This is a genomic window from Rhizobium giardinii bv. giardinii H152 (assembly GCF_000379605.1).
Taxonomy (GTDB): Bacteria; Pseudomonadota; Alphaproteobacteria; order Rhizobiales; family Rhizobiaceae; genus Pararhizobium; species Pararhizobium giardinii.
Map to the genome: position 1 here is coordinate 205,972 of NZ_KB902680.1, position 15,026 is coordinate 220,997.

The window sequence follows — 15,026 nt, forward strand, 5'->3', positions numbered from 1 at the left end:
CCGCAGAGGTGACCGTCGCCGCAACGGCGATCCTTCTGCGACAACCGGACGGGTCAATCGAACCGGGCCGCCGCTCGCACTTGCGGCGGTCCATTCGTCATTGACTTCGCTGGTGATGGGAGGAAAATGCCTCTTTCATGCGTCAGCACGCAACATCAAGAGGTACCTACGATGACGATCGCCAGGAAACTTCAGGACTATATCGACGGCGAGGGTATCGCCTACGACACCGTCGCTCATCACCGTACGGCGACAACCAGCCAGACAGCGCAAGCGGCCCATGTTCCCGGCAACAGGCTGGCCAAATCGGTGGTCGTCCATCACGAAATGGGGTACGTGCTCGCCGTCGTGCCGAGCACCCACCGGATCGAGCTCTCCACATTGCAGGATGTGATGAACAGGCGTCTTGGCCTCGCCTCGGAGGATGAGGTCAGCTCGCTGTTTGCCGATTGCGACATTGGCGCGGTGCCGCCCATCGGATCGGCCTACGACGTACCGGTGATCCTCGACGAAAGCCTCGGCAACGCCAGCGACGTCTATTTCGAGGGCGGTGATCACAAGACTTTGGTGCATGTCAGCGGACCGAGTTTCCGCAGCCTGATGAAGGACGCGCAGGTCGCCCGCTTCAGCCACGCGGCTTAGACGGGATGAGCCCGAGGCGCGCGCCCCGCTTTGGCCGGCGTGGATCCCTGCGGCGCAGGCCGCAGCGCCTCCGCTCGCCTCGGGTCAAACTCCGACAATTCCAATTATCGGCGGCACGAAGTCCGGAAATCCAAGCCTCGGATAATCACAGCGCCTGTCGAACTTGGAGATCGGTTGCGTGCGCTTGCAAGCTGGATCGGTTTTGAAGGCATATCCAGGCAAGGTGACGTACCGGCTATGTGGGGTGCACAGCAGTATGGCCACTCCGAAAAGCAATGCCGCATAGGTTTTCATGATCACGCCTCGTAAGCAACTTGCACCAATCGTTGGTATTGGTTTGTGCGTTGTCGTGATGAAAAGCGTTCACGCTGAGATGCAAGCGCCTCGCGGGGGGACCTCGGCGTCTGTGCAAATATCTCACAAGCAGGGTGCGACAACCATTCATCCAAAGGGATGAGGGCCGTCTCCAAGTTAGGCATGCGGGGGAGGCCTGACTGGCAAAACTCGACGGACACTGGCTGCGCCGGACGCGACGCTTTCGCTTATTTCGCGGCCTCCAGACGGAGCGGACACGCCCTGTTCGAAACCTGTTTCGCGCGTGCTATGTGGGACGCAGCTGAAAGCCGAAGCGTGTTACACCAATTATTGAATCGCCTCGCCGGCATGCGGTGCCGCACTGCAATCAACTGACTGATTGGCTGTTTCCCCAGTTATATCAAGGAGTTAAGTGGCGCACCCGACAGGATTCGAACCTGTGACCTTTGGAATCGGAATCCAACACTCTATCCAGCTGAGCTACGGGTGCATCCGCGGCGGTTCGAGACCGCCGAAGCAGGCTGTGAGCGGTTCATAGCCCAGGAAATGCTCAGCATCAATGGTCAATGCACAGCTTTGGAAGGAAAATCCCGAGTTTGCCGCATGTTATCGGTGAAGGCTGCATCAGATGACGAAAAATGCCGCGCCTTCGAGCGCGGCATTTGATTTTCACGGAGAGGCGAAGCTCACGCCGTCTGCATGGCGCCCGGGCCGGGGATGGCTTTGGGTGGGCATTTGCCGAGGATGATCATGCCGAGCACTTCGTCCTTGGTGACATCCTCCGTGCGGGCATGGCCGACGACCTGGCCGTTCTTCATCACCGAGACGCGATCGGCGAGATCGAAGACGTCGTGGATGTCGTGGCTGATCAGGAAGATGCCTATGCCTTCGCGCTTCAGCTGCTTGATCAGCTCGCCGACCTGGGCCGTTTCCTGCGGTCCGAGCGCTGCCGTCGGCTCGTCCATGATCAGGATGCGGGCATCAAACAGGATGGCGCGGGCGATCGCCACCGACTGACGTTGACCGCCGGACAGCGCCTTCACCGGCTCCTTGAAGCGGCGGAAGTTGGGGTTGAGCCGTCCCATCACTTCGCGGGCCTTGGCTTCCATCGCGACATCGTCCAGCGTGCCCCAGGGGGTACGCAGCTCGCGGCCGAGATAGAGGTTGGCAGCGGCATCGACATTGTCGGCGACGGCGAGCGTCTGGTAGATCGTCTCGATGCCGTACTTCTTGGCGTCGCGCGGGTTGCTGATATGGACCGGTTCGCCGTTGATCAGGATTTCGCCGGCGTCGCGCTTGTAGGCGCCCGACAGGATCTTGATCAGCGTCGATTTGCCGGCGCCGTTATGGCCGAGCAGGGCAACGACTTCGCCCGGGTAGAGATCGACCGAAGCGTTGTCGACGGCGTGGATACCGCCGAAAGATATGGAAATGTTCTTCATTTCCACGAGGGGAGTGCGTTGTTCCGTCATTGTTCGAACTCCTCTTACTTGGCTCGACCGCGATAGACGGTATCCAGCCAGACGGCCATGACCAGCACGACGCCGATGACGATGCTTTGCAGCGGGGTATCGACACGCAAGAGCACCATGCCCGATTGCAGCGATTGCATGACGATGGCGCCGAGTACCGCACCGGCGATCGTTCCCATGCCACCGGCAAGCGACGTGCCCCCGATGACGGCCGCAGCAATGGTGTAGAGCTCGTCGAGCGTCCCTTGCGCATTGGTCGCGGCGTTGAGGCGAGCCGTTGAGATCGCCGCGGCGATGGCGCAGAGCGCGCCCATCAGCGCGAAGATGCGCACCGTCACCCAGCGGGTCTTGATGCCGGCGAGTTCGGCTGCTTCCGGGTTGCCGCCGATGGCGAAGACATAGCGGCCGAAGCGGGTGCGGGTGGTGAGGAAACTCATGGCAATCGCGATGCCGACGGCCATCAGAACCGGGATGGCGATGCCGAGCGGGATCTGCAGGCCGCCTTCAGGCCAGGGAATGTTATGGGCCTCGGCATATTTCTTGGCGAGGTTGACCGGCATGTAATAGCTGTTCAGTACCCAGACGGCGCAGAGCACCGTGACGCAGCCGACGACCGAGAGGAAATATTCCGCCCACATCGGCCGCAGCGGGAAGCCGAAGCGCTTGCGCTGCTTGCGTGAATTGATGATCGACGCGACGATGAAGAGGCAGGCGATGACGCCGACGATCCAGCTCGCCGTGGCGCCGATTGATCCTTCTGCGCCGCCGCCCATCATGCGGAAGGTCGTATCCATCGGCGCGACCGTGGCACCGCTGATGACGAGGAAGGCGCCGGCGCGCCAGACCAGCAGTCCGCCGAGCGTCACGATGAAGGAGGGCACGTTGAGAAAGGCAACGATAAGCCCCTGGAAGGCGCCGATGGCGGTTCCGAGCGCAATGCCGACCGCAAGCGCGATGATCCATGTGGCGGGATGGTCGAAGCCGATCAGCGGCGGCAGGATCTTGGCCTGGGTGATTGCCATGATCATGCCGACGAAGCCGAGGATCGAACCGACGGACAGGTCGATGTTGCGGGTGACGATGACCAGCACCATGCCTGTCGCCATGACCGATACGGACGCTGCCTGAACCGTCAGGTTCCAGAGGTTGCGCGGGGTCAGGAAGAGCCCGCCGAAAAGCCCGCCTGTCGAAATCTGAAAGCCGAGCCAGATAATCAGAAGCGCCGCGATCATGCCGAGAAGCCGTGTATCTATCTCGGTTGCCTGCAAAAATCTCTGCAAGGCCGTGCTCTCTGTGTGGCGTGCGCTGCCGGAAGGCGCGGCAATGGTGGTATTTGCCATTTCCTGGATACTCCCCCTTTTTCTTGTCGTTCAAGGCTCCGGACATCGGAGAAGCGCCGCAACGGTGCTCGCTGCGGCGCTCGTGACGGGACCTTATTTGCCCATGTCCGGAATCGGATCAGTTGCAGACGGCAACGGTTCCGGCCTTGACGCCCTGGCAGGTTTCTTCCTTGGAAATCCAGCCGGCGTCGATGACGACGTTCAGGTTGTCCTTGGTGATCGGCTGCGGTGCGATGAAGAACGAATTCATCTCGACACCCTTCGGGCCGCCGGAGAACTTGACAGTGCCTTCGATGGCATCCATGGACGCGCCGCCGGCAAGCGCCACGGCGATTTCGCCGGCCTTCTTGCCGAGTTCACGCGAGTCCTTCCAGACGGATACGGTCTGCGTGCCGAGCGCGACGCGGTTCAGAGCGGCCTTGTCGCCGTCCTGGCCGGAAACCGGCACGGAGCCAGCGAGACCCTGTGCTTCGAGAGCCGCAACCACGCCGCCGGCCATGCCGTCGTTCGAGGAAACGACGCCATCGACCTTGTTGTCGTTGGCGGTCAGGAACTGCTCCATGTTCTTCTGCGCAACTTCAGGCTTCCAGCCGTCGGTATAGGCTTCGCCGACGTTCTTGATCTTGCCGGCATCCATGGCTTCCTTCAGCACTTCCATCTGTCCGGAGAACAGGAAGTCGGCATTCGGATCGGTCGATGCGCCCTTAATGAAGACATAGTTGCCTTCCGGCTTCACCTTGAACACTTCGCGGGCCTGCATCCGGCCAACTTCCTTGTTATCGAACGTGATGTAGTAGGCGGCCGGATTTTCGATCAGGCGGTCGTAACCGACGACCGGGATGCCTTCGGCAGCGGCCTTTTCGATCGCCGGGCCGATGGCTTCGGAATCCTGCGCCAGAACGATCAGAGCATTGGCGCCCTGTGCGATCAGGGATTCGATGTCGGTCAACTGCTTTGCGGCGGACGCCTGGGCGTCAGCGGAAATATACTTGTCACCAGATGCTTCAAGCGCGGCCTTGATTGCAGCTTCGTCGGTTTTCCAGCGCTCTTCCTGGAAGTTCGACCAGGACACGCCGACCACCAGATCCTTGGCGACGGCTGCGGAATGCATGGACGCAATGATGGCAACGCCTGCCATCAGTTTCAAAACTGATTTCATGAAGTCCTCCCAAATGGCCGCTGGCCGTCCGTGCGAACCTCCCGCACGACCCCCGGCCAGCAAAAAATGCCTGTCGTCAACCCGAAAGAGTTTTTTCTCGACAGTCGAGAAAATAGATGTCAGAGTTTCTTGGGGCTGTCAACAAGGCTTTGACAAAGGCTTTTGCACCGGACAGATGCTTTGGGAGGAGCATGTGTTTGTGAGAATCATCAGCGGTAACAGGAATGCGCAATGCTGAGCAAATCCAGCACCGAACTGGTGCGTCAGCAGAACAGCGCACTCGTACTTGCGGCGCTCAGGCGCATGGGCCCGCTGTCGCATACGGATATTTCCGAACAGACCGGATTGGCATCGGCCACCGTCTCGGCGATCACCGCTGAACTGGAGCGGGCCGAGGTCATCGAAAAGGCGGAACAGCAGCCCCATGGCGGCCGCGGCCGCCCGCGCGTGCTGTTTGCGCAGCGCCGCGATAGCGGGTTCCTCATCGCCGTGAGAATATCCTCGGACGTGGTTGAATATTCCCTTGTCGACTATTCCGGACGGCTGATCGACCGCTTCGAAGAGCCGCGCAATCCCAAGATCGCGGGAACCAAGCAATTCGCCGATGGATTTGTCGATGCGTTGACGCGGCTGATCAATCGCTCGCATCTGGCCAGGTCACAAATCCTGGCGGTTTCGATCAGCAGCAAGGGTACTGTCGATGCGCAGGGGCAACGGCTTTTGTGGTCGCCGGTGTTTGGCGGAGAGCAGATCGATTTCGCTGCCCTGCTGGAGCCGGAATGGCGCGCCAAGGTGACGTTGAACAACGAGACCCTGCTGGTCGCCCAGGCACTGGGTTTGAAGGCGGACTCGGCTCAGAGCGGCTCGTTTCGCGCACTGGCGGCGCTGTCGCTCGGTCATAGCGTCGGTCTCGGCATTGCCCGCAAGGACCGGTTTGGCGAACTCGAGGCGACTGCACCCAATTTCGGACATATGCTGCATGCGGCCAATGGCTGCCTCTGTCGCTGTGGCTCGTTTGGATGCATCGAGGCGTCGGCAGGGTTCTATGGCATCCTGCGCGCCGCATTCGAGGTGCCGCCGGATACGATCCCGGCGAAATTCGTGCCGCTTGCGGAAATGGACAAGGTCGCGGCCAGCGCCCGGCAGGGAAACCGGATGGCGGGCTATGCCTTCCGCCAGGCCGGCATTGCGCTCGGCAACGGCCTTTCGCGCGTGCTCAGCCTGCACGAGCGCATGCCGATCTACATCGGCGGGCCGGGCACACGCTACTTCGATCTGCTGCAGCGCGGCATCGACGAAGGGCTCGAACAATCGCATGAGGTGCGGCTGCAGGGACGGCCGGAGATTTCCGTCATCTTCGACGAGCAGCGCTTGGTCTTCGACGGTCATCTCGACCGGGCGCTGACCGACATGGATCATGACATCGCGGCCTTTCGGCAGCTTCCGACAGCAGCGGACTCCTCCTGAGAGCAAACGAAAGGCCGGGCGAAAACCCGGCCTTCCTTTCAGATAAGTTGTCGCGGACTTAGGCGTCGATGCGGATCTGCCGCTTTTCGGCGACGGATTTCACCGCAGCGTCGGCCAGTGCCAGCGCGGCGAGCCCATCGGCGCCCGAAGGGGTGATGGTGGTGCCTTTTTCGACCGCGGAAATGAAGCTGGCGATTTCGTTGGCATAGGCCTCGGTGTAGCGCGTCATGAAGAAATCGTGCAGGGGCGGGCGGGTATAGCCGTCGCCATTGGCGATCTCGATCGATACGGCGCGCTGGTTTTCAGCGGAAACCACGCCCTGTGAGCCGTGCACTTCGATGCGCTGGTCGTATCCATAGGTGGCGCGGCGGGAATTCGAGATGATCGCCTGCTTGCCCGAGGCCGTTTCGAGGATGACCGAAACGCTGTCATAGTCGCCGGCCTTGCCGATTTCCGGATCGACGAGAACCGAGGCATGCGCGGTGACTGCGACCGGCTCCTCGCCGAGCAGGAAGCGGGCCATGTCGAAATCATGGATGGTCATGTCGCGGAAGATGCCGCCGGAGCGCTTGATATAGTCGATCGGCGGGGCGCCGGGATCGCGCGAGGTGATCGTCACCATTTCGACTTCGCCGATCTTGCCGTCGTCGATCGCCTTGCGAACGGCCATGAAGTGAGGATCGAAGCGGCGGTTGAAGCCGACCATCAGCTTGCCCTTGGTCTCTTCGACCACCTTCATGCATTCGCGGACGCGGCCGACGTCGAGATCGATCGGCTTTTCGCAGAAGATCGCCTTGCCGGCGCGGGCGAAGCGCTCGATCAGGTCGGCATGGGTGTCGGTCGGGGTGCAGATGACGACGGCATCGATATCCGAAGCCTTTTCGATCGCGTCGATCGTGCGAACTTCGCAAGCATAGGCCTGCGCGATCGCCTCGGCTGCGGCCGGGAAGGCATCGGCAACGGCAACAAGCACCGCGTCCGGATTGCCGCTGACGGCCTTGGCGTGAACCTTGCCGATGCGGCCGGCGCCTAGAAGACCAAATCTGACAGTCATGTTACATCTCTTTTTGACGGGCGGCGGGGTGCCGCGAAGGGCGAAGTGATGACGCTCACTTCGGACAGGCGTAGTGGAAGTCGCTTTGCTCCGGCGTTTGATGTGATTTTCAGGCGTCCGGCAACCCGCTCCTAGGGGCGGACGGCGCGATTGTCTCTCTCCCGCTTCTCATTCCTTGTTCAGGCGTGCCGCTCACTCCTTTGGCGCGCTGAAAATCGGAATGAAAAAGCAATTACTGTTATTTTCGGAATATTTATTCTATCTTGGAAGGCGCCGTCAAGCGGGTAACCGTGTTCCTCTTGCAGCGACCGCCGTTTTGGACATAAAGCTGTTATCATTGTCGCGGGCCTTAAGGTTCGCCCTTCTCAAGGACGCTTTGCATGATCAAGTTCATCGACCCGGACCATCCGTTCTACCGGCCACTCTGGGTTCGGCTTCTGATCGTCGGCTTCTGCGCGGCATGGACGGCGTTCGAATTCTGGCATGGCGAGAACACTTGGGGGATGATCTTCCTGGCGGTTACGGCCTATACCGGTTGTGTCCTGATCATCTTCTTCAAGCCGAAGACCGCTGTCGTTGAAGAGACGAAAACGGACGACCCAGCCTGATCCATTAGCTTCGCTGCATCAGGCGTAGGCGCCGCTGTGCCTCGTCAATCAGCATGTTGGCGATCTTCATTCGAATTGTGGCGTTGTTGCGGAAGTCCGGATGATGGCGGTCTGGATGGTTTTCGGCGGCGAAGCGCCGGCGTTTGTCGGTCAGGCCCATCGCGGTTTCCATGTCGGTCAAGCCGAGGTCGGCGGCAACCTGCTCGGGACGAATGCGGGAAAGATGATCCGGCATGACGGGTCTGGCTGCCGGCTTTGGCGGAGCGCGCATGGCCTCGCTTGCCGTATCGAAATAGGCGCGCTGCACAGCGCCGCTGTCGATCGTGCCAGACGACGCGAGATTGCCGACAAAGCCGGCATTGAGGCCGCGTATGTTCGCGGGCGGCAGCTGCTCGTCGTAAGCCTTGCCTTGCTCGTCCTCTTCAGCCTTCAACCGTTCCAGCACCAACTGGAACACCGACATCCCGAACATGTGCTTCTCCCTTTTTCGCGGATATCAATGCACGACAAGGTTTTGCGGGCCTGTTCATGCGGTGCTCTGCTTGAGAATCAGATCGTAGAGAAGCTTGGCGCTCGGCGGCAAGGCGCGGCCGCGCGCGGTGATCAGGCTGTAGGGGCGGATCTTGATGTTGAAATCAGTGGGCAGTACGCGGATTTCGCCGGCCTGGCTTCCATTGGTGGCAATCAGATTGGCGACGTCGCGGGCGACAGGGGCGATCGCGTTGGTGTGCCGGACGATCGAGACCGTCAGGATGATCGACGAGGTGTTGATGATGGTCGCGGGCAGGGGCGTTCCGGTCGACAGGAAGCTGTCTTCCACGGCGCGCCGCAGTAGCGTTCCCTGTGGCTGGAAAACCCAGTCGTAGCCGGGGAGGTCGGTGGAACTGACAGCGTCCTTATCGAACAACGGATGGCCATCGCGCACGATCAGGCAGACATCCTCCTCGCCGATCTCGATCAGATTGAACTGCCGCGGGTCCATCTCGTCGGGTATGCGTCCGATGACGAAATCGTGTCGGGCGGAGAGGAGTTCGCGCACGAGCACGTTGCTGTTTTCGATCTGGATGTTGATCTCGATGCCGGGATAGGCGGTTGAAACCTGGCGGACGGCCGGAACCGCCAGATTGAGTGCCGGGCCGGTGACGGAGCCGAGCGAGACCGAACCGCCGCTACCGGTCTTCAATTCGGTGATTTCGCGCGCCGTTTCCCGCAATTCCAGGAAGATCGTCCGGGCTCGCCGGGCCAGTGCTCGCCCGTATTGCGTCAATTCGACACCGCGCGCGACGCGGGCGCAAAGCGGTGCCTTGAGAATAGCCTCGACCTCTCCCAGCATGCGCGAGGCTGCGGGCTGCGACATGCTCAGTGCGTCGGCGGCAGCGCTGATCTGGCCGTGGTCCTCGATGGCGAGAATCAGCTGCAGGTGGCTCATCTTCAGGCCGGAACGAAAAATTCCGCGGTCTGAATAATCCACCGGAACGGATGAATGCTGTATCGGATCGTCCATATTTTACCCGCCTTCCGAGAAAAATGCTTTCGCATATGCAAAAAATCACACTGTTCTCCTTTAATATACCAAAAATGTTATAAATATACACCCATATTGTATTTGACAGTTATGATGTTTGATTCCAGTTTGCCGCCATGTGCGCTAGCGTGCTTGGGAGCGTGTAAGGCCTGGGAGGGCTTTCTTTCACCCCTTAAACCTCCGCCGGGGATTTCGTCTCTCGGCTGCGCGAAGCGCTGCATATCGAGGCCGGCCGGACAGCTTGCCTGGATCAACACTCAGGGAGAGATACATGAAATTGATTAGCTCACTTCTCGCCGCCGCAGCGCTCAGCGTCGCGTCGTTCGTCGTTCCGGCGATCGCCCAGGACAAGGGCACCGTCGGCATTTCCATGCCGACCAAGACCTCGACCCGCTGGATCTCCGACGGCGAGACCATGGAAAAGCTGTTCAAGGAATCGGGCTACACCCCGGACCTGCAGTTTGCTGACGACGACATCCCGAACCAGCTGGCCCAGATCGAAAACATGGTCACCAAGGGTGCCAAGGTTCTCGTCATCGCCGCCATCGACGGCACGACGCTGTCCGACATTCTTCAGAAGGCTCATGACGCCGGCGTCAAGGTCATCGCTTACGATCGCCTGATCCGCGATTCTGGCAATGTCGACTATTACGCGACGTTCGACAACTTCCAGGTCGGCGTGCTCCAGGCAACCTCGCTCGTACAGGGCCTCAAGCTCGATGGCGCCACCGAGCCGAAAAACGTCGAACTCTTCGGCGGTTCGCCGGACGACAACAACGCCTTCTTCTTCTACGACGGTGCAATGTCGGTTCTGCAGCCGTTGATCGACGCCAAGAAGATCGTTGTGAAGTCTGGCCAGATGGGCATGGACCAGGTCGGTACGCTCCGTTGGGACGGTGCTGTTGCACAGGCCCGCATGGAAAACCTGCTTTCCTCGACCTACACCGACGCCAAGGTTGATGGCGTTCTGTCGCCTTACGATGGTCTGTCCATCGGCATCATTTCGGCTCTGAAGGGCGTTGGCTACGGCTCGGGCGACATGCCGATGCCGATCGTCACCGGTCAGGACGCCGAACTGCCGTCGGTCAAGTCGATCCTCGCGGGCGAACAGTATTCCTCGGTCTTCAAGGATACCCGCGAGCTGGCCAAGGTTGCCGTCAACATGACGGACGCCATCATGGGCGGCAAGGAGCCGGAAATCAACGACACCAAGACCTATGACAACGGTGTCAAGGTTGTTCCGTCCTACCTCCTGAAGCCGGTTTCCGTTGACAAGACCAACGTCAAGGAAGTCCTGGTCGGCGCTGGCTACTACACGGAAGACCAGATCAACAACTGATCCCGTCTCTTCCATTTGGGGCCCGCGATTGCTTGCGGGCCCTTTTATCTTGATGAGGGACTTTGTATTGTCGGTCTGTCTGGCCTCATCATTCACGGACTGCCGCAGGAATACGTGACCATGGACAACATCATTCTGGAAATGCGGGCCATCACCAAGACGTTTCCGGGCGTCAAAGCCTTGGACAATGTCAATCTCAAGGTCCGCGAAGGTGAGATTCACGCGCTTGTCGGCGAAAACGGAGCCGGTAAGTCAACGCTTATGAAGGTATTGAGCGGCGTCTATCCCGCCGGCACCTATGATGGCGAGATCCACTACGACCGTGAGGTTCGCCATTTTTCCACGATTTCCGACAGCGAACATCTCGGCATCATCATTATCCACCAGGAACTGGCGCTCGTTCCGCTGCTATCGATCGCCGAAAACATCTTTCTCGGCAACGAAATCGCCACCAACGGCGTCATCGACTGGCCGAAGACCTTTTCGCGCACGCAGGAACTTCTGTCCAAAGTCGGTCTCAAGGAGGCGCCGACAACCCGGATCACCGATATCGGCGTCGGCAAGCAACAACTCGTGGAAATTGCCAAGGCGCTTTCAAAGAAGGTTCGGTTGCTGATCCTCGATGAGCCGACGGCCTCGCTCAACGAGACCGATTCCGACGCGCTCCTGAAGCTGCTGATGGAATTCCGCAAGCAGGGCATGACCTCGATCATCATTTCGCACAAGCTGAACGAGATCAAGAAGGTCGCCGACAAGATCACCATCCTGCGCGATGGCGGCACGGTGGAGACGCTGGACTGTCACAGCGAGGACATCAGCGAAGACCGCATCATCAAGGGCATGGTCGGTCGCGACATGGAAGACCGCTATCCGCCGCGCGAGCCGAAGATCGGCGAGACGCTGCTTGAGGTGAAGAACTGGAACGTCTTCCACCAGCAACACCGCGACCGGCAGTTTCTGCACAATATCAATTTCAACGTCCGAGCCGGCGAAGTTGTCGGCATTGCGGGTCTGATGGGTGCCGGCCGGACCGAAACGGTGATGAGCATCTTCGGCAAGTCCTGGGGTCACAAGATCACCGGCGAAGTCTTCATGCATGGCAAACAGGTCGATGTGAGCACCATCCCGCGTGCCATCGACGCAGGCCTTGCCTATGTGACGGAAGACCGAAAGCAGCTCGGGCTGGTGCTGAACAACAACATCATGCACAATACGACGCTTTCCAATCTCAACGCTGTGGCAAACAACGGCGTGATCGATGACCACAAGGAACGGAAGGTCGCAACCGATTACCGGTCGAAATTGCGGATCCGCTCTCATTCGATCTATCAGGAGGCAGTCAACCTTTCGGGTGGCAACCAGCAGAAGGTCGTTCTGTCCAAATGGCTGTTCACCAGCCCTGAAGTGCTGATCCTCGACGAGCCGACACGCGGTATCGACGTCGGGGCGAAGTACGAAATCTACACCATCATCAATCAGCTTGCCGCAGAAGGCAAAGGCATCCTGATGATCTCATCGGAAATGCCCGAGCTTCTCGGAACCTGCGACCGCATCTACGTTATGAACGAAGGTCGCATCGTCGCCGAGCTTTCGAAGCAAGAAGCAAGCCAGGAATCCATCATGCGCGCCATCATGCGCTCCGGGGAGAAACACTAATGGTCGCCGAAACCAGCGCTCCGAAAACCACGCCCTCCATCGGGGACTACCTCAGGAACAACATCCGCGAATACGGCCTGCTCGTCGCGCTCGTGGTCATCATGCTGTTCTTCCAGTTTCTGACCGCCGGCGTGCTGTTCAGGCCCGTCAACCTGACCAACCTCGTGTTGCAGAATTCGTTCATCGTGATCATGGCGCTTGGCATGCTGCTGATCATCGTCGCCGGTCATATCGACCTTTCCGTCGGCTCGATCGTCGCCTTCACCGGCGGCCTTTCGGCGATCATGCTGGTCAAGTGGGGATTGCACTTCTCCATCGTCGTGCCGCTGTGCCTCATTCTCGGCGGACTGGTCGGGGCAGCCCAAGGCTATTGGGTCGCCTATCGGAAAATTCCGGCCTTCATCGTTACTCTTGCCGGGATGCTCGTGTTCCGCGGTCTTACCTATCTGGTGCTGCAGAACAGGCCGATCGGGCCGTTCCCCAAGGATTTCCAGCTGTTGTCGACCGGCTTCATTCCGGACTTCCTCTACTTCATCAATCCGCTTCCCGGCGTCGTCACGAACTTCTTTGCTTTGGTCGCTGTGCTCGTCCTGGTCGCGCTGGCGATTTACTACGGCATCAAGGACCGCCGGACCAACGAGCTGCATGGAACAGAAAACGAGCCTTTCGCTTTCTTTGTTCTCCAAATGGGGATCATCAGTGCCGTGGCCATTTTCCTCGGCTTCCAGCTCTCTACATACAAGGGATTCCCGAACGTCCTCGTTGTGATGGCGCTGCTGATTGCGCTCTATACCTTCGTCACCACACGTTCGACGATCGGCCGCCGCATCTATGCGATGGGCGGCAACGAGAAGGCGGCCAAGCTCTCCGGCATCAACACCGAGCGCCTGACCTTCTACACGTTCGTCAACATGGGTGTTCTCGCCGCGCTCGCCGGCATGATCATCGCCGCGCGTCTGAACTCGGCAACCCCGAAAGCAGGCGTCGGCTTCGAGCTCGACGTTATCGCAGCCTGCTTCATCGGTGGTGCCTCGGCGTCCGGCGGCGTCGGCAAGATCACAGGCGCGGTCATCGGCGCGTTCATCATGGGCGTCATGAACAATGGCATGTCGATCATGGGCCTCGGCATCGATTACCAGCAGCTCGTCAAGGGTCTCGTGTTGCTCGCTGCCGTGTTCTTCGACGTCTACAACAAGAACAAGGGCTGACCCTTTCCGGGCCGTCCCGCGCAGCCGGCTTGCCGGCTGATGCAAATCTGGTGCCGGAGCGGCTTTGTGCTCTTTGAGACGATAACGCTCCGGCCCGCGCATCATGACGATAACGGCGGCTTTGCCGCCATGGACGGGAGCGCTCCGTGTCTCCCAAAGGGTTGTTGTTGCCGATAGCCAGCCGCTTGACGCCGCAAAGCAGCCCGGATCTAGAAAAGGACAAGGCTGTGCTGATTTCCCAGGTAAAGAACAATGACGGCTCGATCACGGTGGCCGTTCGCGAATTGGGCGAGGGCGCCCGCGCGGTGAAGGGTGCGACCAGCGTCTATGCGCTGGCAATGGAAGCGGCCAATTCCGGCAGAAGCCTGAAGGCGGTCGTCGAGGCGCATGGTCTTGGCGAAGACATCGATCTTCAGGACGTCTATGCCAAGGGGCTGTTCCTGCCGCCGATTACCCATCCGGACGCCGCGCATCTGCATCTGACCGGTACGGGCCTGACCCATCTCGGGTCTGCCTCGACGCGCGATGCCATGCATGCGGCCGTATCCAAGGTGGAAGAGGGTGCCACCGATACGATGAAGATGTTCAAGATGGGCCTCGAAGGCGGCAAGCCGAAGCCCGGCGAGAAGGGTGTGCAGCCCGAGTGGTTCTACAAGGGCAACGGCTCGCAAACCGTGGCGCCCGGCGGCGATCTTGTCTCGCCCTCGTTCGCACAGGATGGTGGCGAGGAACCGGAAATGGCCGGTATTTATGTGATCTCCGACAAGGGCGCGCCGTTCCGCATCGGCTTTGCCGTTGCCAACGAGTTTTCCGATCATGTGACAGAGCGCGTCAACTATCTCTACCTTGCCCATTCGAAACTGCGTCCGGCAAGCTTCGGTCCCGAAATCCGCATCGGCGAAGCACCTGCCGACATTCGCGGTACCTCGCGCATCATCCGCGGTGGCGCGGTGCTGTGGGAAAAGCCATTCCTCTCGGGTGAGGCCAACATGTCCCACAGCTTTGCCAATCTCGAGTATCACCACTTCAAGTATGGCATCTTCCGGGCTCCGGGCGACGTGCATGTCCATATGTTCGGGACCGCGACGCTTTCCTTCGGCGACGGCATCAAGACCGAGGCCGGTGATATCTTTGAAATCGAGGCTTCGGAATTCGGGTTGCCGCTGCGCAATACGCTGGCGATTGCCGGCGAGGACGAGATCACGATCAGCCAGCTCTGATCCCGCTACGCATTGACTGCG

The 15,026-nt window shown here is 59.9% G+C and carries 14 protein-coding genes and 1 tRNA gene; 7 read left to right on the top strand and 8 right to left on the bottom strand.

Translation table 11 applies throughout. The features are described from left to right. The first annotated feature begins 171 nt into the window (after nucleotides 1-171). Nucleotides 172-642 (top strand): aminoacyl-tRNA deacylase, encoded by a 471-nt coding sequence (locus tag A3AY_RS0116760; protein WP_018326814.1) that lies wholly within the window; start codon nucleotides 172-174, stop codon nucleotides 640-642. Nucleotides 643-726: 84 nt separating this feature from the next. Here the strand turns inward: A3AY_RS0116760 and A3AY_RS37910 are convergent, their stop codons facing one another. The 5 genes from A3AY_RS37910 to xylF form a co-directional block, all read right to left on the bottom strand. Further along, nucleotides 727-936, bottom strand: coding sequence for a hypothetical protein (locus A3AY_RS37910; RefSeq protein ID WP_083925985.1), 210 nt, complete (start codon nucleotides 934-936; stop codon nucleotides 727-729). A 434-nt stretch (nucleotides 937-1,370) separates the two neighbouring features. Then, nucleotides 1,371-1,447, bottom strand: a tRNA-Arg gene (locus A3AY_RS0116765). Between the two features lie 196 nt (nucleotides 1,448-1,643). Next, the gene (locus A3AY_RS0116770) at nucleotides 1,644-2,429 is read right to left on the bottom strand and encodes an ATP-binding cassette domain-containing protein (protein ID WP_026203528.1); all 786 of its coding nucleotides are present in this window, start codon (nucleotides 2,427-2,429) and stop codon (nucleotides 1,644-1,646) included. A 14-nt stretch (nucleotides 2,430-2,443) separates the two neighbouring features. Continuing rightward, the gene (locus A3AY_RS0116775) at nucleotides 2,444-3,769 is read right to left on the bottom strand and encodes a sugar ABC transporter permease (RefSeq protein WP_018326816.1); all 1,326 of its coding nucleotides are present in this window, start codon (nucleotides 3,767-3,769) and stop codon (nucleotides 2,444-2,446) included. Nucleotides 3,770-3,887: 118 nt separating this feature from the next. Continuing rightward, on the bottom strand, nucleotides 3,888-4,928 hold the full coding sequence (gene xylF / locus A3AY_RS0116780) for a D-xylose ABC transporter substrate-binding protein (RefSeq protein ID WP_018326817.1): 1,041 nt from the start codon (nucleotides 4,926-4,928) through the stop codon (nucleotides 3,888-3,890). Nucleotides 4,929-5,159: 231 nt separating this feature from the next. Here xylF and A3AY_RS0116785 point away from each other — a divergent pair, with 231 nt between their 5' ends. Beyond that, nucleotides 5,160-6,395 carry an ROK family transcriptional regulator gene (locus tag A3AY_RS0116785; protein WP_018326818.1) on the top strand — a complete coding sequence of 412 codons (1,236 nt, stop codon included), beginning with the start codon at nucleotides 5,160-5,162 and terminating at the stop codon, nucleotides 6,393-6,395. Nucleotides 6,396-6,453: 58 nt separating this feature from the next. Here A3AY_RS0116785 and iolG read toward each other — a convergent pair whose 3' ends face one another. After that, on the bottom strand, nucleotides 6,454-7,449 hold the full coding sequence (gene iolG, locus A3AY_RS0116790) for an inositol 2-dehydrogenase (protein ID WP_018326819.1): 996 nt from the start codon (nucleotides 7,447-7,449) through the stop codon (nucleotides 6,454-6,456). A 380-nt stretch (nucleotides 7,450-7,829) separates the two neighbouring features. On the opposite strand from iolG, the gene A3AY_RS0116795 reads away from it, so the two are divergent. Continuing rightward, nucleotides 7,830-8,057, top strand: a complete 228-nt coding sequence (locus A3AY_RS0116795; RefSeq protein ID WP_018326820.1) for a hypothetical protein — start codon at nucleotides 7,830-7,832, stop codon at nucleotides 8,055-8,057. A 4-nt stretch (nucleotides 8,058-8,061) separates the two neighbouring features. On the opposite strand, the gene A3AY_RS0116800 is transcribed toward A3AY_RS0116795, so the two are convergent. Then, on the bottom strand, nucleotides 8,062-8,529 hold the full coding sequence (locus A3AY_RS0116800) for a hypothetical protein (RefSeq protein ID WP_018326821.1): 468 nt from the start codon (nucleotides 8,527-8,529) through the stop codon (nucleotides 8,062-8,064). Nucleotides 8,530-8,583: 54 nt separating this feature from the next. Next, nucleotides 8,584-9,561: a LysR family transcriptional regulator gene (locus tag A3AY_RS0116805; RefSeq protein WP_018326822.1), complete on the bottom strand. Its 978-nt coding sequence runs from the start codon at nucleotides 9,559-9,561 to the stop codon at nucleotides 8,584-8,586. Nucleotides 9,562-9,853: 292 nt separating this feature from the next. Between A3AY_RS0116805 and chvE the strand changes: the two genes are divergently transcribed. From chvE to araD1, 4 genes are all read left to right on the top strand, one after another. Further along, nucleotides 9,854-10,921, top strand: a complete 1,068-nt coding sequence (chvE, locus tag A3AY_RS0116810) for a multiple monosaccharide ABC transporter substrate-binding protein (RefSeq protein ID WP_018326823.1) — start codon at nucleotides 9,854-9,856, stop codon at nucleotides 10,919-10,921. Between the two features lie 120 nt (nucleotides 10,922-11,041). Then, on the top strand, nucleotides 11,042-12,577 hold the full coding sequence (mmsA, locus tag A3AY_RS0116815) for a multiple monosaccharide ABC transporter ATP-binding protein (protein WP_018326824.1): 1,536 nt from the start codon (nucleotides 11,042-11,044) through the stop codon (nucleotides 12,575-12,577). Beyond that, nucleotides 12,577-13,785, top strand: coding sequence for a multiple monosaccharide ABC transporter permease (gene mmsB, locus A3AY_RS0116820; RefSeq protein ID WP_018326825.1), 1,209 nt, complete (start codon nucleotides 12,577-12,579; stop codon nucleotides 13,783-13,785). The genes mmsA and mmsB overlap by 1 nt, the downstream gene beginning before the upstream one ends. Before the next feature lie 227 nt (nucleotides 13,786-14,012). Then, nucleotides 14,013-15,005 (top strand): AraD1 family protein, encoded by a 993-nt coding sequence (araD1, locus tag A3AY_RS0116825; RefSeq protein WP_026203530.1) that lies wholly within the window; start codon nucleotides 14,013-14,015, stop codon nucleotides 15,003-15,005. Nucleotides 15,006-15,026 lie beyond the last annotated feature (21 nt).